At 70.8% G+C, this 19,043-nt stretch carries 18 protein-coding genes; 10 read left to right on the top strand and 8 right to left on the bottom strand.

The features are described 5' to 3' along the window. Positions 1 to 499, bottom strand: a 499-nt coding sequence (locus VGO20_RS11275) for a hypothetical protein (RefSeq protein WP_327502439.1), incomplete at its 3' end; no start/stop codon positions are given. A gap of 65 nt (positions 500 to 564) precedes the next feature. Here VGO20_RS11275 and VGO20_RS11280 point away from each other — a divergent pair. After that, positions 565 to 1,128 carry a Crp/Fnr family transcriptional regulator gene (locus tag VGO20_RS11280; protein WP_327502440.1) on the top strand — a complete coding sequence of 188 codons (564 nt, stop codon included), beginning with the start codon at positions 565 to 567 and terminating at the stop codon, positions 1,126 to 1,128. A 227-nt stretch (positions 1,129 to 1,355) separates the two neighbouring features. After that, positions 1,356 to 1,940 (top strand): hypothetical protein, encoded by a 585-nt coding sequence (locus VGO20_RS11285; RefSeq protein WP_327502441.1) that lies wholly within the window; start codon positions 1,356 to 1,358, stop codon positions 1,938 to 1,940. On the opposite strand, the gene VGO20_RS11290 is transcribed toward VGO20_RS11285, so the two are convergent. Beyond that, entirely contained in the window at positions 1,901 to 2,383 is a 483-nt protein-coding gene (locus VGO20_RS11290) for a hypothetical protein (RefSeq protein ID WP_327502442.1), read from the bottom strand. The two genes, VGO20_RS11285 and VGO20_RS11290, sit on opposite strands and share 40 nt — an antisense overlap. A 100-nt stretch (positions 2,384 to 2,483) precedes the next feature. Between VGO20_RS11290 and VGO20_RS11295 the strand changes: the two genes are divergently transcribed. Further along, the gene (locus VGO20_RS11295) at positions 2,484 to 3,779 is read left to right on the top strand and encodes a sensor histidine kinase (protein WP_327502443.1); all 1,296 of its coding nucleotides are present in this window, start codon (positions 2,484 to 2,486) and stop codon (positions 3,777 to 3,779) included. Here VGO20_RS11295 and VGO20_RS11300 read toward each other — a convergent pair. Continuing rightward, the gene (locus VGO20_RS11300) at positions 3,764 to 4,978 is read right to left on the bottom strand and encodes a serine hydrolase domain-containing protein (RefSeq protein WP_327502444.1); all 1,215 of its coding nucleotides are present in this window, start codon (positions 4,976 to 4,978) and stop codon (positions 3,764 to 3,766) included. The two genes, VGO20_RS11295 and VGO20_RS11300, sit on opposite strands and share 16 nt — an antisense overlap. Before the next feature lie 77 nt (positions 4,979 to 5,055). Between VGO20_RS11300 and VGO20_RS11305 the strand changes: the two genes are divergently transcribed. After that, positions 5,056 to 5,685 carry a TetR/AcrR family transcriptional regulator gene (locus VGO20_RS11305; protein WP_327502445.1) on the top strand — a complete coding sequence of 210 codons (630 nt, stop codon included), beginning with the start codon at positions 5,056 to 5,058 and terminating at the stop codon, positions 5,683 to 5,685. 19 nt (positions 5,686 to 5,704) lie between these two features. Here the strand turns inward: VGO20_RS11305 and VGO20_RS11310 are convergent, their stop codons facing one another. From VGO20_RS11310 to VGO20_RS11325, 4 genes are read right to left on the bottom strand one after another with little or no spacing between them, the layout of a single operon-like run. Continuing rightward, positions 5,705 to 7,786 carry a hypothetical protein gene (locus VGO20_RS11310; RefSeq protein ID WP_327502446.1) on the bottom strand — a complete coding sequence of 694 codons (2,082 nt, stop codon included), beginning with the start codon at positions 7,784 to 7,786 and terminating at the stop codon, positions 5,705 to 5,707. Further along, the gene (locus tag VGO20_RS11315; protein WP_327502447.1) at positions 7,783 to 10,533 is read right to left on the bottom strand and encodes a DUF4159 domain-containing protein; all 2,751 of its coding nucleotides are present in this window, start codon (positions 10,531 to 10,533) and stop codon (positions 7,783 to 7,785) included. The genes VGO20_RS11310 and VGO20_RS11315 overlap by 4 nt, the downstream gene beginning before the upstream one ends. A gap of 4 nt (positions 10,534 to 10,537) precedes the next feature. After that, positions 10,538 to 11,467, bottom strand: a complete 930-nt coding sequence (locus tag VGO20_RS11320; RefSeq protein WP_327502448.1) for a DUF58 domain-containing protein — start codon at positions 11,465 to 11,467, stop codon at positions 10,538 to 10,540. A gap of 10 nt (positions 11,468 to 11,477) precedes the next feature. Then, complete coding sequence (locus VGO20_RS11325) at positions 11,478 to 12,428, bottom strand: AAA family ATPase (protein ID WP_327502456.1); 951 nt, start codon at positions 12,426 to 12,428, stop codon at positions 11,478 to 11,480. 230 nt (positions 12,429 to 12,658) lie between these two features. On the opposite strand from VGO20_RS11325, the gene VGO20_RS11330 reads away from it, so the two are divergent. The 6 genes from VGO20_RS11330 (at position 12,659) to VGO20_RS11355 (ending at position 18,390) form a co-directional block, all read left to right on the top strand. Then, entirely contained in the window at positions 12,659 to 13,171 is a 513-nt protein-coding gene (locus tag VGO20_RS11330; RefSeq protein ID WP_327502449.1) for a DUF1285 domain-containing protein, read from the top strand. Then, positions 13,168 to 13,800 carry a CoA pyrophosphatase gene (locus tag VGO20_RS11335; protein WP_327502450.1) on the top strand — a complete coding sequence of 211 codons (633 nt, stop codon included), beginning with the start codon at positions 13,168 to 13,170 and terminating at the stop codon, positions 13,798 to 13,800. The genes VGO20_RS11330 and VGO20_RS11335 overlap by 4 nt, the downstream gene beginning before the upstream one ends. Continuing rightward, positions 13,782 to 14,087 (top strand): DUF6111 family protein, encoded by a 306-nt coding sequence (locus VGO20_RS11340; RefSeq protein WP_327502451.1) that lies wholly within the window; start codon positions 13,782 to 13,784, stop codon positions 14,085 to 14,087. Before VGO20_RS11335 ends, VGO20_RS11340 begins: the two co-directional genes overlap by 19 nt. Further along, positions 14,084 to 15,319, top strand: a complete 1,236-nt coding sequence (locus VGO20_RS11345; RefSeq protein WP_327502452.1) for a CCA tRNA nucleotidyltransferase — start codon at positions 14,084 to 14,086, stop codon at positions 15,317 to 15,319. The genes VGO20_RS11340 and VGO20_RS11345 overlap by 4 nt, the downstream gene beginning before the upstream one ends. 686 nt (positions 15,320 to 16,005) lie before the next feature. After that, the gene (locus VGO20_RS11350; RefSeq protein WP_327502453.1) at positions 16,006 to 17,571 is read left to right on the top strand and encodes a radical SAM protein; all 1,566 of its coding nucleotides are present in this window, start codon (positions 16,006 to 16,008) and stop codon (positions 17,569 to 17,571) included. A 174-nt stretch (positions 17,572 to 17,745) separates the two neighbouring features. Then, positions 17,746 to 18,390: a LysE family translocator gene (locus tag VGO20_RS11355; RefSeq protein WP_327502454.1), complete on the top strand. Its 645-nt coding sequence runs from the start codon at positions 17,746 to 17,748 to the stop codon at positions 18,388 to 18,390. A gap of 133 nt (positions 18,391 to 18,523) precedes the next feature. On the opposite strand, the gene VGO20_RS11360 is transcribed toward VGO20_RS11355, so the two are convergent. Further along, positions 18,524 to 19,043: coproporphyrinogen III oxidase (locus VGO20_RS11360; protein WP_327502455.1), on the bottom strand; the 520-nt coding region annotated here is incomplete at its 5' end.

Here is a 19,043-nt window from a genome sequence, read left to right on the forward strand (position 1 = left end):
TCGCGAGGTGGTGCCGGAGATGGACGGCCCGCAGCGCGCCTTCGGTCGCCGCGATGGCGGCGGTGGCCCGGTCGAGCGCCGCGGCGTCGATCGTCCTCGTCGCGAACAGGCGGTCGAGTTCCGCCTCCTGCCCGATCAGGCGCTCGCCCAGGGCGACGGCCTGCGCCTTCATCGCGTTGAACAGGCTTTCGGTCCGCGCGCGCTGGAACGGGTCGAGGCCGAGCGCGTCGGCGTGTTCGAGGACGTGCAGGGGGCCGGGATAGCCGTTCAGTTCGGCCGCGAGCGCGTAACCCATGCCGCGCCCGGCCCGCAGGTCCGCGACCTGCCGGTCCGACAGCGCCTTGATCGGGCGCGTCTCCAGGCCCGCATAGGGCGCGGCCGGGCCCGAGGCGGCCCCATGGCCGTGCGCGCCGTGCGGATGCCCGCCCTCCGCCCGCGCGGGGGCGGCGGGCGGGAGCGACATCAGTCCAACGAAGGCCGTCACCATCAAGAAGCGCATCGCGTCCTCCAATCTTCCGGCAATCCGCCGATGGGCCTTCTTGCCATGCGGGGAGAAGGCCCGGCATGATCGCAATCATGTCGGCGGGCTTCGAGGACATCTGGCGGGAGGGCGCGCGCGAGCGGCGTCTGCGGGACGGCGAGGTCCTGTTCCGCGCCGGCGATCCGGTCCGTTTCCTCCATCGCGTCCGGAACGGGATGATGCGGCTCGTCCGGCCGCTGCCGCACGGCGCCGAGCTGGTCCTGCAGCGGGCGCGGGCGGGCGACGTGCTGGCAGAGGCTTCGGTGTTCGCGTCGGACTACCACTGCGACGCCGTGGCGGCGATGCCCACCCGCCTCGAGGTCGTCCCGGCCCGCCGCGTGATCGACGCGATCGGCCGCGATCCCGGATCGGCCCGCGCCTTCGCCCGGTACCTGGCGCTGGAGGTTCAGGCCGCGCGTGCGCGCGCCGAGATCCTGTCCCTGAGGACGGTGGGCGAGCGCCTGGACGCCTGGCTCGCCCTGAACGCAGGCGCGCTGCCGCCGAAGGGACGGTGGCGGGAGGTCGCCGGCGAGATCGGGGTGACGCCGGAGGCGCTGTATCGCGAACTGGCGCGCCGCCGCCAGTCAGACACGCAACCCGTCACATAGCGCGTCCGACACCATCGTCCGCGTCAGGCGGTCGTCCTCGGCGACCAGTACGGTATCCTTGCCCAACCACGGTCCCGCGGTTGAACCCAGGAGACGATCCTCACCCAATCGGTAAGGCCGGCCGGCGCCCGGGGGGCAAGCGGCCCGTGACGGTTCCTGTGTTAGTTATTGAGAATGATTATCATTTGCTCTATGCTCCCGTCACTGTCCTGGGGGAGGGAAGGGCGATGGATTTCCATGGCGAGAACGACGACGGCCCGCTGCCGACCCGCGTCGACCGGCTCGACCCGGCCGAGCGGCTGCTGGTCCTGGCGCTGCGCCGCTGGATCGTGGGATGGGTCTCGGGCGACCTGCGCCAGTGGGAGCGGGTATGGGACGACTTCTCCCGCGCGCTCGGCACGACCACCGGACGCGAGGCGCTGACCGCCTTCTCGGGCCTGCTGTCGACCCTGCGCGGCGGGGCGCGGCGCGCGATCCGCCACCACCAGCCCTGCTGCCCGATGCTGCACGCCGACGAGGTGGCGCTGGTGTCGGTGGTCGCCTCCGCCCAGCACGGCGGCGGCGATGCCGCCGCGCGCCGGGCGTGCTGGCTCGTCCGTAGCGGCGCCTGCGCGCCGCTCGCCGCCCATGCGGCCGAACTGGGCGCCCGGCTCGCCGCCGCGGGCCTGGTCCTGCCCGACCGCACCCTGCCGCCGGTGCCGGGAGGCGTCGCGGGGGCCGCCGCGGGGGCCGTCGTGGAGGCCGTCGTGGAGGTCGCCGGCGGGGCCGGGCGTCAGGCGGCCATGAAGGGCGGGGCGGGGCGGCGGGTGTAGCGGGCGAAGCGGGACTTCTCCGCGCGGTAGAAGGCCTGGTAGGCCGCGACCGGGTCGCCCGCCCGCCGGTACGCTTCGGGCATGCACAGCGGCAGCGGCGTCGGCCCATGCGTGCCGAACGCGGTGCCCCAGTCGACCGCGGTCAGCAGCACCGGCAGCAGGGCGGCGCTGCGGTGGCTGCGGCCGAAGCGCCGGCGGTTCTCGCGGCCGAGCTCGCGCGCCAGGCTCCAGGTCCAGGCGAAGTTCGCGGCACTCGACCGGACCCAGACCGTCATCGGGTGGTTCGCGTAGGCCGGCTTGTAGCCGACCGGGTATCCGGCCAGCGCCAGCCCGGTGCTCATCATCTGCGCCGCCTCGACCAGCATCTTGCCGACATGCTTGTCGCAGTGCATGCGCGCGGCCGCGACAGGGTTGGTGTCCAGGAAGAAGATGTTCATGGCCAAGCGAAATCGTCCGCGCGGCCCGCACGTCAAGGGGTGCCCGTGACGAGGCGCCGTCCCGGCTGTTCAGTGGGTTCGGCGGCAACGGCGGACGGGCTCCTTCATGCATACCCAGAGCGGCATCGACGGCTGCGGGCCCCTGCCTTGGGGAACCCATTTCTGCCAGTTCTACGAGACCGACGAGGACCTGTCCGAGGTCCTCGTCGGTTATTTCAGGGCCGGGATCGAGGCGAACGAGGCCTGCCTGTGGGTCGTCCCCGACTCGCTTTCGCCCCGCGACGCCGAGGCGGCGCTGCGCCGGGCCGTCCCCGATCTCGACCGCAGGATCGCCTCCGGCCAGGTCGAGATCGTCGAGCGCCGCGACTGGCTCGTCCCGCGGGGCGGGTCGTCGGCCTCGGTCCTGGAGCGGTGGCGCGACCGCGAGCGGCGCGCGCTGGCCGCCGGCCGCCCGGGCCTCAGGCTGGCCGGGCCCTCCCCGTCCCCCGACCGGGCCGGGCGGACGGATTTCCGGGTCCACGAGGCCGCGGCCTCGCAGTGCTGCCGCGGGCGCCGGATCGTCGCGCTGTGCAGCTACCGCATGGCCCAGTGCGGCGCGTCCGGCGTCCTGGACGCCGTCGCGCATCATGCCTTCGCGCTCGCGCGGTATGCCGGCACGCGGACGATGCTGGAGCGCGCCGACCACCGGCAGACCCGGGCGGAGCTGCACCGCATCAACGACGAGCTGGACGCGCGGGTGCGCGAACGGACCCGCCACCTCCTCGACGTGCTTGCGGACAAGGACGCGCTGCTGCGCGAGATCCATCACCGCGTGCGCAACAACCTCCAGGTCGTGATCAGCCTGCTGCGCGCGCGCCAGCACCGGGCGCCGAACCCCGAGGCCCGCGCGGCGCTGGAGGATTCGATCGGCCGGGTCCACGCGATCGCCCTGGTGGAGGACGAGGTCTACGGCGACCCGTCGGCCGCGGAGGTCGACATGGCCGGCTACCTGGCGCGGCTATGCGCGCATCTGGGCGAGATCCACGGCGACGAAGGACGGGTGACGGTCCGGGTCGAGGTCGAGCCGGTCACCCTCGACCTCGACCGCGCGGTGCCGATCGGGCTGGTCGTGCACGAGCTGGTCGGCAACGCCTTCCGGCACGCGTTCCCGGAAGGCCGGTCCGGGCGGATCGTGATCGCGCTCGGCCCGGTCTCGGAAGACCGGGCCGAGCTCGTGGTCAGCGACGACGGCGTCGGCACGCCGGAGGCCCTGGCCGGCCTGCCCGCGGGCGCCGGGCTGAGCGTCGCGGCCCATGTCGCCGGGCAGTTCGGCGGCACCCTGGCCGTCGACCGGGACCGGCCGGGCGGCACGACGTGCCGCCTGCGCTTCGCGCTGCGGCCCGCCGATCAGTCCGCGCCGTAGACGGCGTCGCGGATCGCGTTCGGAAACGGCCCGACCATGCCGGCCAACCCGGTGTTGGTGAGGGCGGCGACGCTCAGCCGGTTCGCCGGGTCGACGAACCAGGAATGGCCGTAGGCGCCGCCCCAGGCCCAGGTTCCGGCCGCCTGCGGCGTGCCGGAGGGGCCCGGGTCCTTCAGCACCGCGGCGCCGAGCCCGAAGCCCCAGCCCGGGTCCGCCACGGTGACCGTCAGGTCGCCGACGGCATTGGTCGTCAGCGCCCGCACGCCGTCGGCCGACAGCACCGGTGCCCCGCCGGTGCGCAGCGCCTCCAGGAAGCGCAGGAAGTCCGCGGCCGTCCCGGCCATGCCGGCGCCGCCGGACGGGAACGATGCCGGGTCGAACGCCCGGGCGGGCGTGAACAGGACCGTCCCTTCCCCGAACGGCACCGCATGGGTTCCCTCCATGCGCACGGGGCGCGGCGTCCCGTCCCCGTACGCCGCGGCGAGCCGGGCCGGGTCGGCGACCGCGAAGCCGGTATCGCCCATGCCCAGCGGCCGGGTGACGAGCCTGTCCACGAGGTCGGGCAGCGCGGCGCCTCCGGCCTTCTCCAGCACCGCGCCGAGCACGTCGGTCGCGACCGAGTATCCCCATGCCGTGCCCGGCTCGCAGGACAGCGGTACCGAGGCGATCCGGCGCAGGTTCTCGTCCAGCGCGAGGCCGGGCCGGTCCATCCCGTCCGAGACGCCGGCCCGGCGGTAGGGGCCGTCGGGCCCCTCGAAGAAGCCGTAGGACAGGCCGGCGGTGTGGCTCATGAGTTGGCGCACGGTGATGACCGGTTCCCGGCCGTCCGCCAGCCGCGGCCGGAAATCCGGCAGGTGGCGCGTCACCGGGTCGTCGAGCCGCAGGGCGCCGCGCTCGACCAGGGCCAGGGCGGCGGCGGAGACGATCGGCTTGGTCAGCGAGGCGAAGCGGAACACCGCGTCCTCGCGCATCGGCGTGCCGGCCTCGCGGTCGGCCAGCCCGGCGGCGCGGCGGTAGACGACCTCGCCGTCCCGGGCGACCAGGACGACCGCGCCGACGATCCGCTCTTCTTCGAGCGCGCGCGAGATCACGGCGTCGAGGCGGGCCGCCGTCGCGTCCGCCGTGGCGGCGCCGGCCGCCATTGCGTCCACGGTGGCGGCGCCGGCCGCCTTCGCGTCTGTGGTGGCGGGATGGTCCATGGGGTCCTCCATTATCATAGCGATCACTATGAAACGTGGATTTGACGCCGGCGGTCAAGTGTTGTTTAGTGATCGCTATGGAAAAAACAGGACACTCCCGCCGGGCGCGGGGCCGCCCGCCCGGCTTCGACCGGGCGGCGGCGTTGGAGCGGGCGCTGGCGCTGTTCTGGGAGCGGGGCTACGAGGGCACCTCGGTCGCCGAGCTGGTCGAGGCCATGGGCATCACCCCGCCGAGCCTCTACGGCGCCTTCGGCTCGAAGGAGGGGCTGTACCGCGAGGCGCTGGCCCTCTACGGCGAGGGGCCGGGCCGCTTCGGCCCGCGGGCGCTGGCCGAGGAGCCGACGGCGCGCGCAGCGGTGGCGCGCCTGCTGCGCGAGGCGGCGGAGGTCTTCACCGACCGCTCGCGCCCCGGCGGCTGCATGATCTCGACGGCCGTGCTGTCCTGCGCGCCCGAGCACCGCGCCGTCGCCGAAGCCGTCGCGGGGATGCGGGCGGCGGCGACGGACGCCCTGGCCGAGCGGATCGGGCGGGGCATCGCCGCCGGCGAGCTGCCCGAAGGCACGGACGCGCGGGCGCTGGCGCGCTTCTACGGCGCCGTGATCCAGGGCATGTCGGTGCAGGCGCGCGACGGCGCCGACCATGACGCCCTGGCGGCGATCGCGCGGACGGCGCTCGCCGCCTGGCCGTCCCCGCCGGGGCCGGAGTGACGGGCGCGGGGAGGCCGGGTCAGCGGCCTTCCCGGCGCCATGCCGCCATCAGCGCGCCGACCACCAGCAGCAGGACCAGCCCGGCCGGCACCAGCGGCGCTTCCGAGACGCCGGTGACGACGTAGTCGCCGTTCGCGCGCAGCCCGATCCAGTCGCGGCCGGCCTGGGTGCCGTCGGCGTCGGTGCGGCGCACCTCGATGCCGTCGCCGTCGCCGTGCTCGGCCAGCCACAAGATGCCGCCGCCGCTCGCCTCGGCGGCCGGGCGCATCGCCTCCTCGGTCGTGCGCAGGTCGGCGAACTCCGGCGGGTTGACCGCCCCGACCACCGCCAGCGCCATGCGTTCGCCGTCGGTGACCCGGTAGATCCCCGGCGTGTCCGCGACGACCACCGCGCTCGCCAGCCCGGTCGCGTCTTCCGTCAGCTCGAGCTCGCGTTCCGCCCCGTCGGGCCCGGTCAGCGTGACCGGCCGGTCGTCCGGCTCCAGCGAGCGGCGCTCGACCGTGATCCGGCTGCCGTCGACCCGCGTGCGCAGGTCGTTCTCCTCCAGCTCCGGTTCCTTCATCAGCCAGTGCGCGAGGCGGCGCAGCAGCTCGGCCTGCGGCCCGCCGCCCTCGTAGCCGCGCGACCACAGCCAGATCTGGTCGCTCATGATCTGGGCGACGCGGCCTTCGCCGACCCGGTCCAGGATCAGCAGCGGCCGGCCCTCGGCCCCTTCCATCACCACGGTGCCGCTGGTCGGCCGCGCCTCGATCTGGCGCAGCCAGCGGCCCCATTGCGGCGCGCCGTCCGCGCCGCCGTCGCCCGGCAGGCCGGCCGTGACGGGATGGCGGCGGCCGGTCTCGGTGACGCGGGGATGGAAGCCCTGCTCGATCACCTCGCCGGTCGGCTCGCCGGGCAGCACCTCGCCGAGCGGCGTGCGATAGAGGCTGAGCGGCGTCGCGAAGCTGGGGCCGCCCGCCTCCAGCAGCGCGCCGCCCTGGCGGACGAACTCCGCGATGTTGGCGAGGTAGAGCTGCGGCAGCACGCCCTGGCGCTGGTAGCGGTCGAAGATGATCAGGTCGAACTCGTCGATCTTCAACTCGAACAGCTCGCGGATCGGGAAGGCGATCAGCGACAGCTCCCGCGTCGGCGTGCCGTCCTGCTTCTCGGGCGGGCGCAGGATCGTGAAATGCACGAGGTCGACCCCCGGATCGACCTTCAGCAGGTTGCGCCAGGTCCGCTCGCCGGCATGCGGCTCGCCCGAGACCAGCAGCACGCGCAGCCGGTCGCGCACGCCGTTGACCACGACCGCCGCCCGGTTGTTGGCCAGCGTCAGCTCCTGCGAGGCCGCCTCGACCTCGAACTCCAGCACGTTCTGCCCGCCATGCTCGACCGGGAAGGCGAGCTGCTGGTCGGCCCCGACCCGCATGCGGTAGGCGCGCGCCTCGCCGCCGTCCTGGCGCACCGTCAGCATCGCCTCGCCGTCGCTCCCCTCCGGCAGGTCGTCGACCCTCAGCGTCACCGTGACCTCCCGGCCGACGATGCCGAAATTCGGCGCCTGGACGACCGTCAGCCGGCGGTCGGCCTCGTCGCGCTCGCCCGTCAGCAGGGTGTGGACCGGGCCCATCGTGTCCAGGCCGCGCGCGCCGGCCGGCAGGTCGTGGACCTGGCCATCGGTGACCAGCACCGCGCCCGCGAGCCGGCGGCGCGGCACGTCGGCGACGGCGCGCTCCAGCGCCTCGAACAGGCGGGTCTCGCCGAGCGCGCCGTCGTCGCCGCCCGCGCGCACGACCCGCAGCTCCAGGTCCGGCTGCTCCTCCAGCCGCCCGCGCAGCCGCGCCAGCGCCGCCTCGGTGCGCTCGCGGCGCCGGCCGACGTCCTGGCTCGGGCTGTCGTCGACGACGACGACCGCGACGTCTTTGATCGGGTCGCGCTCCTCGCGCACCAGCGACGGGTTCGCCAGCGCCAGCATCAGCGCCGTCAGCGCCAGCAGCCGCCACCCGGTGCCGCGCGCCCGGCGTAGCGCCGCCAGCAGCAGCACGGCGGCGGCGAGCGCGATCAGCGGGCCCAGCACCGCCCAGGGCACCAGCGGCGCGAAGGCGATCGAGGTTGCGGACGTCATTGGCCGAGCCGCTCCAGGATTGCCGGCACATGGACCTGGTCGGCCTTGTAGTTGCCGGTCAGTGCGTACATCACGACGTTCACGCCGAAACGGTAGGCCATCTCGCGCTGGCGCTCGCCGCCCGGCACCACCGCATTGAGCGGCTGGCCGTACTCGTTGGCCGCCCAGGCGCCGGCCCAGTCGTTGGAGCCGACGATCACCGAGGACACGCCGTCGTTGCTGCGCTGCTCCTGCGCCTCGGCCCAGACGTCGCCGCCGGCGTAGCGGCCGGGGAAGTCCTGCAGCAGGTAGAAGGACTTGGTCAGCACGTGGTCGGGCGGGATCGGGGCCAGCGGCGGGACGTCGAGCCCCTCGACCAGTTCGCGCAGGCGCTGGCCGCCCGGCCCGCCGCCGCCGAGGTCGCCCGCCGGGCCGAGCCGGCGGTCGCGGGTGTCGAACAGGATCGTGCCGCCGTTGCGCAGGTAGCCGTTCAGCCGCGCCGTCGCCTCGTCGGAAGGGCGGGGCTGGTCGGGCGACACCGCCCAGTACAGCAGCGGGAAGAACGCCAGCTCGTCCGTCTCCAGGTCGACGGCCATCGCCCCCGCCGTCTCGACCGCGGTGCGGCGGTTCAGGATCTGGCTCAGCCCCTCCAGCCCCGCATGCGTCTGCTCGTCCAGCGCCCGGTCGCCCGTGCGCACATAGGCGAGATAGGTGTCGGAGGCCGCGCGCAGCGCGAAGTCCTCGTCGGCGCGCGCTTGGCCGGGCATGCCGGCGGCGAGCACCGCCGCCAGAACGGCCGCCCCGGCCGCCGCCGCCCGCGCCCGGTGGGGCGCGGCGCCGGTCCTGCGCGTGCCGAGCAGCCCGCGCAGCAGCAGCGCCAGGACCACGTCCAGGATCGTCAGCGCCGCCGCGCCGGCGAGCAGCCACGGCTTCAGGTCGACCTCGTCGCGCCCGGCATAGGACGCGCGCGCGATCCCCGCCGGCAGCCCGCGCAGCATCTCGACCTCTCCCACCAGCGAGGACAGGTTGAGCGCGCGCCGCGCCTGCGCGGTGCCGTAGAAGCCCGGCGGATGGCGGGGGCCGACCGCCTCGGGCCCGAAGGCGTCGCGCGCCAGCGGCAGGCTGGTCGCCGGCGGCGGCACCAGCCGGCCGAGCCCGTCCAGCACCTCGACCGGCTCGTAGCTGGCTTGGCTCGCCGCCCCGGCGACGCCGGCGGACAGCGCCACCAGGCGCTGCATCATCTGCACGAACAGGCCGGAGAGCGGCAGGTTGGACCAGTCCGGGTTGGCGGTCGTGTGGACCAGGACGATGCGGCCCTCGCCCCGCGTCGCCGCCGTGACCAGCGGCGTGCCGTCGGCGAGCCGGGCCCAGGTCCGGTCGGCCAGGTCCAGCGTCGGCTCGGCCAGCACCTGGCGCGAGACCGTGACGTCGTCCGGCACCGCCAGCCCGGCGAACGGGCTCTCGGCCGCGAACGGGGCGAGCCGGGCCGGCTCGCTCCAGGACAGCGCCCCGCCGAGCGCGCGGTCGCCCAGCCTGAGCCGCGCCGGCACCAGCTCGTCGGCGCTCTGCGACAGGCGGGGGCCGGCGAAGCGGACCAGCAGGCCGCCCTGCTCGACCCAGTTGCCGACCGCCTCGGCCTCGCTCTCGGTCAGCGCGCCGATGTCGGCCATGACCATGACCGCGAGGTCGCGCTCCAGCAGCTCGGCGACCGAGCCGTAGCGCACCTCGCTGAACGGCGTCAGCGCGCGGTCCAGGTAGTAGAAGTCGCTCAGCAGCGGCTGGGCCGAGCCCTCCGCCCGGCCCGAGACGAGGCCGACCGGCCGGCGCCGCCAGCGCTCGTCCAGCAGCAGGGCGGCGCCGGCCGTGCTCTCGCCCTCGATCGCGATGCGGGTCACCTCGTTGCGCAGCTCCGTCGGCAGGTCGAGGCGCAGCTCGGCGCCGCGCGCGTCCCGGGGGAAGGAGACGGTCTCGCGCGCCAGCAGGCGGCCGTCCTCGGCCGTGGCACGCAGCGTCACCGGGGCGGCCGGCCCGTCCGCGGCCCGCAGGACGCGCACCGCCAGCTCCGTTCCCTCGCCGGCGGGCACGACCAGCCGGGCGAGCCGGTCGGGCGTCTCCGACAGCACCTCGGCGCTGCCGAACCGCTGCAGGCGTTCGGCCAGCGCCGCGTCGTCGGGGCCGGCGAGGCCGTCCGACAGCCACACCGCATGCGCGGAGCCGACATCGCCGACGCGCTCCAGCGCTGCCAGCGCCGCCTCGCGGTCGGCGGGCCAGGGCTGGGGCGCCAGCGTCTGGACGAAGCCGCGCGCGTCCGCCGGCCGCATCGGCCCCTCGACCTCGGGCGCGGTGCCGTCGGCGGCACGCGCGGTCGCCAGCACCATCACGGTGCGCCCGGCGCGCTCGGCGCGGTCGATCGTCTCCTCCAGCGCGCTCTGGCGCGCGGGCCAGTCGCGGCCGGCGGCCCAGCCGTTGTCGACGACGACCAGCACCGGGCCGCTGCCCGGCATGCCGGCCCGCGGGTTCAGCAGGGGATGGGCCAGCGCCAGGATCACCAGCGCGCCCAGCAGCAGGCGCAGGATCACCAGCCACAGCGGCGTGCGCGCGGGCGTCTCCTCGGGGGCGTGGAGGTCGCGCAGCAGCCGCAGCGCCGGGAAGCGGACGACCCGCGGGCTCGGCGGCGTGACCCGCAGCAGCCAGTAGAGCGCCGGCAGCACCACCAGGGCCGTGAGGACCCAGGGGGCCGCGAAGGCGAGCGATCCCAACGACAGCATGGCGTCACCCGGCGGCTTGGCGGGAGACGGCGGCGTGCAGGGCCAGCAGCGCCGTCTGGGGCGGTCGGTCGGTGCGGTGCGCGGAGAAGCTCCACCCGGCCGTGCGGGCCAGGGCGGACAGGCCGTCGCGCTGCGCCGCGAGGCGTTCGAGATAGGCGCCCCGGACGGCCTCGACCCGCGGCACCAGGACCGCCTCCTCTCCCTGGAGGCCGGCGAACTCGACGCGGCCGTCGAAGGGCAGCGTCTCCTCCGCCGGGTCGAGCACCTGGAGCAGGTGCCCCCGCACGCCCCGCGCGGTCAGGGCCGAGACGGTGCGCCGGATCTCGTCCAGCGGCGACAGCAGGTCGCCGACCAGCACCGTCTGGGCGTGGCGCGGCAGGGGCTTGGGCGCCGGCACGTCGGCCGCGTCCCCGACTTCCCCGGGCGGCCCCCCCGCCGGCCCCCCCGCCGACAGCGCGGCCGCGATGCGGTCGATCGTGAAGGTGTTGGCGCCGGGCGGGTGCTCCCCGTCCAGCAGCGCCACCCGCTCGCCGCCGCGCACCAGCAGCAGCGCCAGCGCCAGGGTCAGCAGCCGGGCGCGCTCGCCCTTGGTCGGCAGGGCGGGGGCCGAGCGGTAGTCCATGCTGGCCGTACGGTCGCACCACAGCCACACGCTCTGCGCCGCCTCCCATTCGGTCTCGCGCACGAAGACGCGCTGGCTCCTGGCGGACTGGCGCCAGTCGATCGTCGTCGTCGCGTCGCCGGGCTCGTAGCGGCGGAACTGCCAGAAGGTCTCGCCGGTGCCGACCCGGCGCCGGCCGTGGACGCCCTGGGCGACGGTCGCGGCGACGCGCTCGGCCGCGACGAGCAGCGGCGGCAGGCGCGCCGAGAGCGCCTCCGCGCGCTGGCGGGCCTGGAGCGCGTCGGCGGCGGCGGAGGGGGGCGTCCTGCTCACCGGGCGCGGTTCACAGCAGCGGGCGGCACAGGCGCGCGATCACGTCGTCCAGCGTGACGCCGTCGGCGCGCGCGCCGAAGTTCAGCGCCATGCGGTGCTTCAGCACCGGCTGGGCCAGGGCCAGCACGTCGTCCAGCGACGGGCTGAGCCGGCCGTCGAGCACGGCGCGCGCGCGCGCCGCCAGCATCAGCGCCTGGCTCGCGCGCGGGCCGGGGCCCCAGGCGACATGGGCGCGCACCTCGGGCAGGTCGGAGGTCTCCGGCCGTCCCGAGCGCACCAGGTCCAGCACGCCCTCGACCACCGTCTCGCCGACGGGGATGCGGCGCACCAGGCGCTGCGCGGCCTGGAGGTCCTCCGACGACATCACCGTGACCGCGGTCTCGCTGACGGCCCCGGTGGTCGCGATCAGCATCCGGCGCTCGGCGTCCAGGTCGGGATAGCCGACGTCGACCTGCATCAGGAAGCGGTCGAGCTGCGCTTCGGGCAGCGGGTAGGTCCCCTCCTGCTCGAGCGGGTTCTGCGTCGCCAGCACGTGGAAGGGCTGGGGCAGCGGGTGGTACTGGCCGGCCACCGACACGCGCTGCTCCTGCATCGCCTGGAGCAGCGCCGACTGGGTGCGGGGGCTGGCGCGGTTGATCTCGTCCGCCATCAGCAGCTGGCTGAACACCGGGCCGGGCAGGAAGCGGAAGGCGCGGCGGCCGTTCTCCGCCTCCTCCAGCACCTCCGAGCCCAGGATGTCGGCCGGCATCAGGTCGGGCGTGCACTGGATGCGCTTCTCGGCCAGGCCCAGCACCGTGCCGAGCGTCTCGACCAGGCGCGTCTTGGCGAGGCCGGGCACGCCGATCAGCAGCAGGTGCCCGCCCGCCAGCAGCGTGATCAGGCTGAGGTCGACCACGTCCTGCTGGCCGAAGATGACGCGGCCGATCCGGTCGCGCACCGTGCCGAGACGCGCGCCCAGCATCTCCACCTCCGCGAGGAGCTGCGCGGGATTCTCGGCGAAGGGGGCTTCTGTTGCAGTCACGATCGGCCCTCTGGGCTAGAATGACGGGCGGCGTTCAATCCGCCAGGCGAACGACCTATGTTAGCAGTGTGGCGAAAATGCGAACCGCCGCCCCGATCCTATCAGCAAACACGGGGCCGCGGGCAATGACCGCACGCAGGGTCGGACCACGAGGGGCGAGGGGGCGGAACATGGAGCGGGGCGCGTTTCCGACGGCCGAGGACGAGCGCTACGACATCCGCATCGCCCGGGACGGGACGTGGTACTATCACGGCTCGCCGATCGGGCGGATCGAGCTGGTGAAGCTGTTCTCGACCGTGCTCAGGCGCGACGAGGCCGGCGACTACTGGCTGATCACGCCGGCCGAGCGGGGGCGCATCGTCGTCGACGACGCGCCCTTCGTCGCGGTCGAGGTCGAGGCGGAGGGGAGCGGGCCGGACCGGCGCCTGACCTTCCGCACCAATCTCGACCACCGGGTGACGGCGGGGCCCGACCACCCGATCCGGGTCGAGACCGATGCTGACACCGGGGAGCCGAGACCCTACATCCTGGTGCGTGACCGTCTCGAGGCGCTGATCGTGCGGCCGGTCTTCTACGAGCTGGTCGAACGCGCGGAGGAGAGGCGCGGGGACGGGGGGCAGTCGAGGTTGGGCATATGGAGCATGGGAATCTTCTTCGACCTGGGGAGCATGTCCGCGCCGTGACGTCGGACCGTTCCGGCGCCCGCTTCCTGGAGCGCCTGCCCGAGCTGCTCTCGGCGGTGCCCCGGGGCCGCGTGCGCGGCGACCACGACCTCAACCCCGACATGGCGCCGTCGCGGCCGCTGAGGCCGGCGGCCGTGCTCGTCCCCCTGGTCGAGCGGCCGGCGGGGCCGACCCTGATCTTCACCCAGCGGACCGCGCATCTGGCCGCGCATGCCGGCCAGATCAGCTTTCCCGGCGGCGGGCTGGAGGAATGCGACGCCGACGAGGCGGCCTGCGCGCTGCGCGAGACGCGCGAGGAGATCGGCCTGGAGGACCGCCACGTCCGCGTCCTCGGCCGGCTCGACACCTACGTGACGCGCACGGGCTTCGAGGTGGCGCCGGTGGTCGGCCTCGTCCGCCCGCCCTTCGAGCTGGCCCCCGACCCGTTCGAGGTGGCGGAGGTGTTCGAGGTGCCGCTGTCGTTCTTCCTCGACCCGGCGAGCCGGCTCAGGCACAGCCGCACGGTCCAGGGGACGGAGCGCTTCTTCTACGCCTTCCCCTATGGCGAGCGCTACATCTGGGGCGCCACCGCCGGGATGCTGGTCAATCTCTGCGACGTCCTGAACGAGGCATGCTCAGAAGCTTCCTGATGGTGCTGCTGCCGCTGGCGGCACCGACCCTGATCTACCTGGCCTACGTGCTGACGGTCGAGCGGCGGCGCGCCCTGGCCGGGCCGGGGACCGCGCAGCCCTGGTGGGTCGCAGCACCCTGGGTGCGGCTGATCGGGGCGGGCGTGGCGCTGGCGGCGCTGGTGCTGGTCGGCATGGCGCTGGTCGGCGGCGGCGAGCCCGGCGGCGTCTACGTCCCGGCGCATGTCGTCGACGGCGAGGTGGTGCCCGGCGCCACCGTGCCGGTCCCCGAGGGGGTGCCGGAGTGACGGAACGCCTGCGTCTGGCCCTGCCGCCGGCCCTGTCCGCGGCCGCGGTCGGCCGGGTGCTGGACGCGCTGGCGCGCGGCGGGGCGGAGGTCCGCTTCGTCGGCGGCTGCGTGCGCGACGCGATCCTGGGCCGGCCCGTGCGCGACGTCGACCTCGCGACCGACGCGCTGCCGCAGGGGGTGATGGCGCTGCTGCGCGCGGCCGGCATCGGCGTGGTGCCGACCGGGGTGGCGCACGGCACGGTGACGGCCGTGGTGGACGGCACGCCGGTCGAGGTGACGACCCTGCGCCGCGACGTCGAGACCGACGGGCGGCGCGCGGTGGTCGACTTCACGGACGACTGGCGCGAGGACGCGGCGCGGCGCGACTTCACGATGAACGCGCTGTCGCTGTCGCCCGACGGCACGGTCCACGACTTCTTCGGCGGCATCGCGGACGCGCGCGCCGGCCGGGTGCTGTTCGTCGGCGACCCGGAGGCGCGCATCCGCGAGGACGTGCTGCGCATCCTGCGCTTCTTCCGCTTCCAGGCCCATTACGGCCGCGGCGCGCCCGACGCCGCGGCGCTGGCGGCGTGCCGGCGGCTCGCCCCGCTGCTGCCCCGCCTGTCGGGCGAGCGCGTGCGCGCCGAGCTGCTGCGCCTGCTGGAAGCGCCCGACCCGGCACCGGTCTGGCGCCTGATGGCGGACGAGGGCGTGCTCGCCCGTCTGCTGCCCGAGGCGGCCGACCTGGGCCGGCTCGACGCGCTGGCCGGCCTGGAGCGCGCGGGCGGGGCCGCGCCGGACCCGCTGCGCCGGCTGGCGGCACTGCTGCCCGGCTCGGCCGCCGCCGCGCTCGACGTCGCCGCGCGCCTGCGCCTGTCCAACCGGGAGCGCGACCGCCTCGTCCTGCTGGCCGAACCGCCGCTCGCCGTCGACCCGTCCTCGCCCGATCGCGGCAACCGCCGCGCGCTGCACCGGCTCGGCGCCGCGCATTTCGCCGACCTGGTCCTGCTGGAAGCGGCGGCGCGCCGCCTCGGCCGCGCCGCGATCGAGCCGGCCCTGGCCGCCGCGGCGGCATGGCGCCCGGTATCCTTCCCCCTCGCCGGCCGCGACCTGCAGGCCCGCGGCGTGCCCCCCGGCACCGGCATGGGTCGCCTCCTGAAGGAGCTGGAGGCCTGGTGGGAAGACCGCGACTACCGCCCCGACCGCGCCGCCTGCCTCGCCGAGCTGGAGCGGCGGCTCGGCCACGGGTGAGCCAGGGCTGCCAAGTTCCCTGCTGATAAAGGCCGTGATTCTCCGTGCCACCCGCGAGCACCGCGACGGCCCTCGATTCAACCGCGAATCGCCCAGCGCCTTATTAGGAGCAGCGGGCGCTTTTCGGCATCGGGGTCGAACGTTGCGGCGGAACGGCTGCCATCTCGCGGCCGAGGACCAGTTCGTAGACTTGGTGCGGAGTAGCCGCTACCCCCCTCGTACCTTGTCAGCGCCCAGCAAGTAGAAAAGAAGCAATTTTAGAAGAAATCTCAATCTTTGTTACAGAAATATAGGGAGTGATAGCGGGGGAATGATGTGCGTATTTCAAATTATACAAAACTCGTGCGTCCGTATGCGTATTCTTTTGAAATGTCTCTGAAGTTAACAAAGGAAAACACGTTTTGCGTTGACTAGCTTGGTAAAAAATAGTTAATGACAGAGTTGGATGCCGACCAATTCATCTAATTTGCATTTAAAAAGCAATAGTTCACACCACAGGAAAGTTTCTGCTAAGTTATCTAACGGAATTTATCCTAATTTTGATATGGGATACGATCCCAACAGCTATGTAAAAAGTCCGAAACATGCGCACGTATACTTTGCGTATACATCGCGACGGCAGATGGGCGCAAAATAAAATCTACAAAATATAGGTAAATCCCAACAGTATCAGGATGGAGGACAAAATGGAAATTCTGTTTATTAATGCTGGAGACACCTTCACTCACAAGGCCAGCGCAAACGCTGCTCTTTATCCAAACGTCGGGCTTTTAACTATTATGTCTGCTCTCAAGGAAAAACTTGAGATAAGTGGAATTTCGGCAGCTCTCGGCTATATTGACGGATGTGTGTATGGAAACGAAAAAATTAAAAGTATAATAAGTGAAAATCGTAACACCATTAAGATAGTATGCTTTAGTGTTCTTACGGCAAACTACGGGGCATCTGTGGAAATAGCAAAATTTTCTAAGGAATGTATTGGTGGCGTGACAACAATTTTCGGAAACGACCATTTTTCTGCTCTTTATAGAAATGTGATGTCAAAGCAGTCAGACATTGATTTCGGTTTTTACGGTAATGATGTTGTGATGGGTTTTGCAGAGTTCGCGTGTGATGTTATATGCAACAATGTAGGTGATTTGAGCTCATATCCCGGCCTTGTTTACCGACTCACCAATAATGATGTAGTCAGAAATGCCGAAAATCCTTCTGAATACAACGGTCTTCCTTTGGTTAAATATAGTCTTTGTGATGAAACTCTTCCTCACTCAGAATTGTACGTCGATGGACAGAGAAGAACGTACTATTTTATGAAAAATAGGAATCTAAGGAGTCAAATTATAGACATAGGTAGAGGGTGCATAAAATTTTCGGGAAAAAGAGTTAACAATATACCCGTTAACGCATGCGATTTCTGCGGAATAATTCCGGGAGTCAAATCTGTTCTATCTACGTCCTCGGATATAGCATGGAAAAGAATAAGGAACGCTTTTGAACATGGGTACAACTACTTTTATATTACGGCCGATGAGTTACCGCTAACGTTTTGGCCTCTCATAAAAAGTATGTCTCAGAACGTACCAAAATGGTTTGAGGAGCTATCGGCGGAACAGAAGCCAAAGATGTTCGGTTATGCGAGAGCGGAGGCGTTTGAACGTCAGCCAGAGAAAATCGACATTCTTGTTGGCGTTTTCGGCTTCGATCATTTCTTCGTCGGATTTGACGGGCTCTCTGATATCTCGCTAAGGCTGATGAATAAGCAATCTGTTGTAAAAAAGGAAAAAGAATATGGCTTAATGTCCGCGAATATAGATGCGTTAAATGCTATATCTAGTAGAGGTTGTTTAATAACCGCGGGAATCGTTGTTACGCATCTCGGTATAACGGAGAATATCATGCAAGAAAATTACCAAAATCTGGAGATCTTAGTTTCCGAAAATCATAAAACTTTTGCCGCGCTAGATTTCGGTCCTTTGTGTCCTATCCCTGGATCTCAATCATTCCGTTATCTTGTTGATCCAAATTTTGCGCAAGAAAAAGCGAAAAAATATGGACTGCGAGTTAACTACGAGTACTTGAATTTTACGAAAGAAAAATACGAAAATTGTGATTTATTCGATAACAATGAACTCATAGATGATTTTATGAAAGGGTGTTGCCCGGATATAAACCAGGAAATACTAGAACGCTATATGGAGAAGATTTCTGATCTTGCTCGACGACACGGAATTGTCGTAGGAGGCGGCGTATAAGGGAGTCCGAACGTTCTCCGAGCCGTTCGCTAGCATCTCTGGTACCCTGGTCATCAATCAAACATCGGAAGTAAGGGCTGCCCAACCCTCCCCCTTCTCGAGGTTCATGGCCTGGTTTTAGTGAGAGGCGAGATATCATCGTGCTGCCGTACCTGTCCAGTTGAGGTCCGATCCATGGATATTCCCCTTCTCTTCGCTGCTGCGTTCGCGGGCTTCATCTACGGCATAACACCGGGTCCTGGCGTCCTCGCCGTGCTCGGCATCGGCGCCGACCGCGGGCGCCGCTCAGCCACGGCGTTCCTCGCGGGGCATTTGGCCGGGGACGTGCTCTGGTCCACGCTGGCGCTCGTCTCGCTCGTCGGCGTCACCACGGTCGGCTCGCTCGTGTTCGACCTCCTCGGGGGTGTCAGCGGAATCTATCTCTTCTGGCTGGGCTGGCGGGCGGTGCGGGTGCAGCGGTCGGCTGCGGGCGACGCGATTACAGTAACCGCGCGTCGGCCATTTCTCCATGGCCTCGCCTTTGGCCTCACCAACCCCAAGGCTTATCCCGTCGCGGTCGCGACGCTGACCGCCCTGTTGTCGGCAAAAGCCGGCCTGCTCACCTGGGCCATGCTGCCGACGCTCGTCGGGGTCACCTGCATCGGTGGGATTTCCGCTTACCTAATTCTGATCGGACTCGTCGGAGCGGCGGCAGTGAGGCAAGCCTATCGCCGGCACGAAATCCTGATCACCCGCGCCAGCGGCGTCATGTTCATCGGCTTCGCCTGCCACGCCATCCTGCACGCGGTCCCCGGTCTGATGGCAGCGAGACGGGCCTGAGTGCCCGTTTCCGGGTGCCCGTTGGGTCCCAGCCTATTCGCCGCCCCAGGGCACAGTGGCCGAGCCCGACGGCCGGCTACTGGTGAAATCGGCCGGCCAACGTGCCGACCGGCGGCCGCGCAACCCCGGTCCCCTACGGCCAGCGCACCTCGGGCGGCAGGGACATCAGGATGGCCTCGACGTTGCCGCCGGTCTTCAGGCCGAAGGTCGTGCCGCGGTCGTAGAGCAGGTTGAACTCGACGTAGCGGCCGCGCTTGACCAGCAGGGCGTCGCGCTGCTCCGGCGTCCAGGGCCGGTCCATGTGCCGGCGCACGATGGCGGGATACGCCTCCAGGAAGGCGAGGCCGACGTCGCGGGTGAAGGCGAGGTCGGCCTCCCAGTCGCCGCTGTCGACGTGGTCGTAGAAGATCCCGCCGATCCCGCGCGGCTCGTTGCGGTGGGGCAGGAAGAAGTAGCGGTCGCACCACTCCTTGAAGCGCTGGTAGTAGCCGGGGTCGTGCGCGTCGCAGGCGCGCTTCAGCGCGCCGTGGAAGGCGGCCGCGTCGTCGGCGTCGGGGAAGGCCGGGGTCATGTCGGCCCCGCCGCCGAACCAGCCGATGCCGGTCACGATGTGGCGGGTGTTCATGTGCACCGCCGGCACCAGCGGCGAGCGC

This window comes from Arenibaculum sp. (genome assembly GCF_035998295.1).
Lineage (GTDB): Bacteria > Pseudomonadota > Alphaproteobacteria > Azospirillales > Azospirillaceae > DASYHS01.

Bases quoted from the DNA above. Each gene is read 5' to 3' on its own strand.
- VGO20_RS11315 (WP_327502447.1), bottom strand. From the start codon at position 10,533: ATGCTGTCGTTGGGATCGCTCGCCTTCGCGGCCCCCTGGGTCCTCACG.
- VGO20_RS11350 (WP_327502453.1), top strand. From the start codon at position 16,006: ATGGAAATTCTGTTTATTAATGCTGGAGACACCTTCACTCACAAGGCC.
- VGO20_RS11310 (WP_327502446.1), bottom strand. From the start codon at position 7,786: ATGACGTCCGCAACCTCGATCGCCTTCGCGCCGCTGGTGCCCTGGGCG.
- VGO20_RS11285 (WP_327502441.1), top strand. From the start codon at position 1,356: ATGGATTTCCATGGCGAGAACGACGACGGCCCGCTGCCGACCCGCGTC.
- VGO20_RS11325 (WP_327502456.1), bottom strand. From the start codon at position 12,428: ATGCTGGGCGCGCGTCTCGGCACGGTGCGCGACCGGATCGGCCGCGTC.
- VGO20_RS11305 (WP_327502445.1), top strand. From the start codon at position 5,056: ATGGAAAAAACAGGACACTCCCGCCGGGCGCGGGGCCGCCCGCCCGGC.
- VGO20_RS11355 (WP_327502454.1), top strand. From the start codon at position 17,746: ATGGATATTCCCCTTCTCTTCGCTGCTGCGTTCGCGGGCTTCATCTAC.
- VGO20_RS11340 (WP_327502451.1), top strand. From the start codon at position 13,782: ATGCTCAGAAGCTTCCTGATGGTGCTGCTGCCGCTGGCGGCACCGACC.
- VGO20_RS11330 (WP_327502449.1), top strand. From the start codon at position 12,659: ATGGAGCGGGGCGCGTTTCCGACGGCCGAGGACGAGCGCTACGACATC.
- VGO20_RS11295 (WP_327502443.1), top strand. From the start codon at position 2,484: ATGCATACCCAGAGCGGCATCGACGGCTGCGGGCCCCTGCCTTGGGGA.
- VGO20_RS11300 (WP_327502444.1), bottom strand. From the start codon at position 4,978: ATGGACCATCCCGCCACCACAGACGCGAAGGCGGCCGGCGCCGCCACC.
- VGO20_RS11280 (WP_327502440.1), top strand. From the start codon at position 565: ATGATCGCAATCATGTCGGCGGGCTTCGAGGACATCTGGCGGGAGGGC.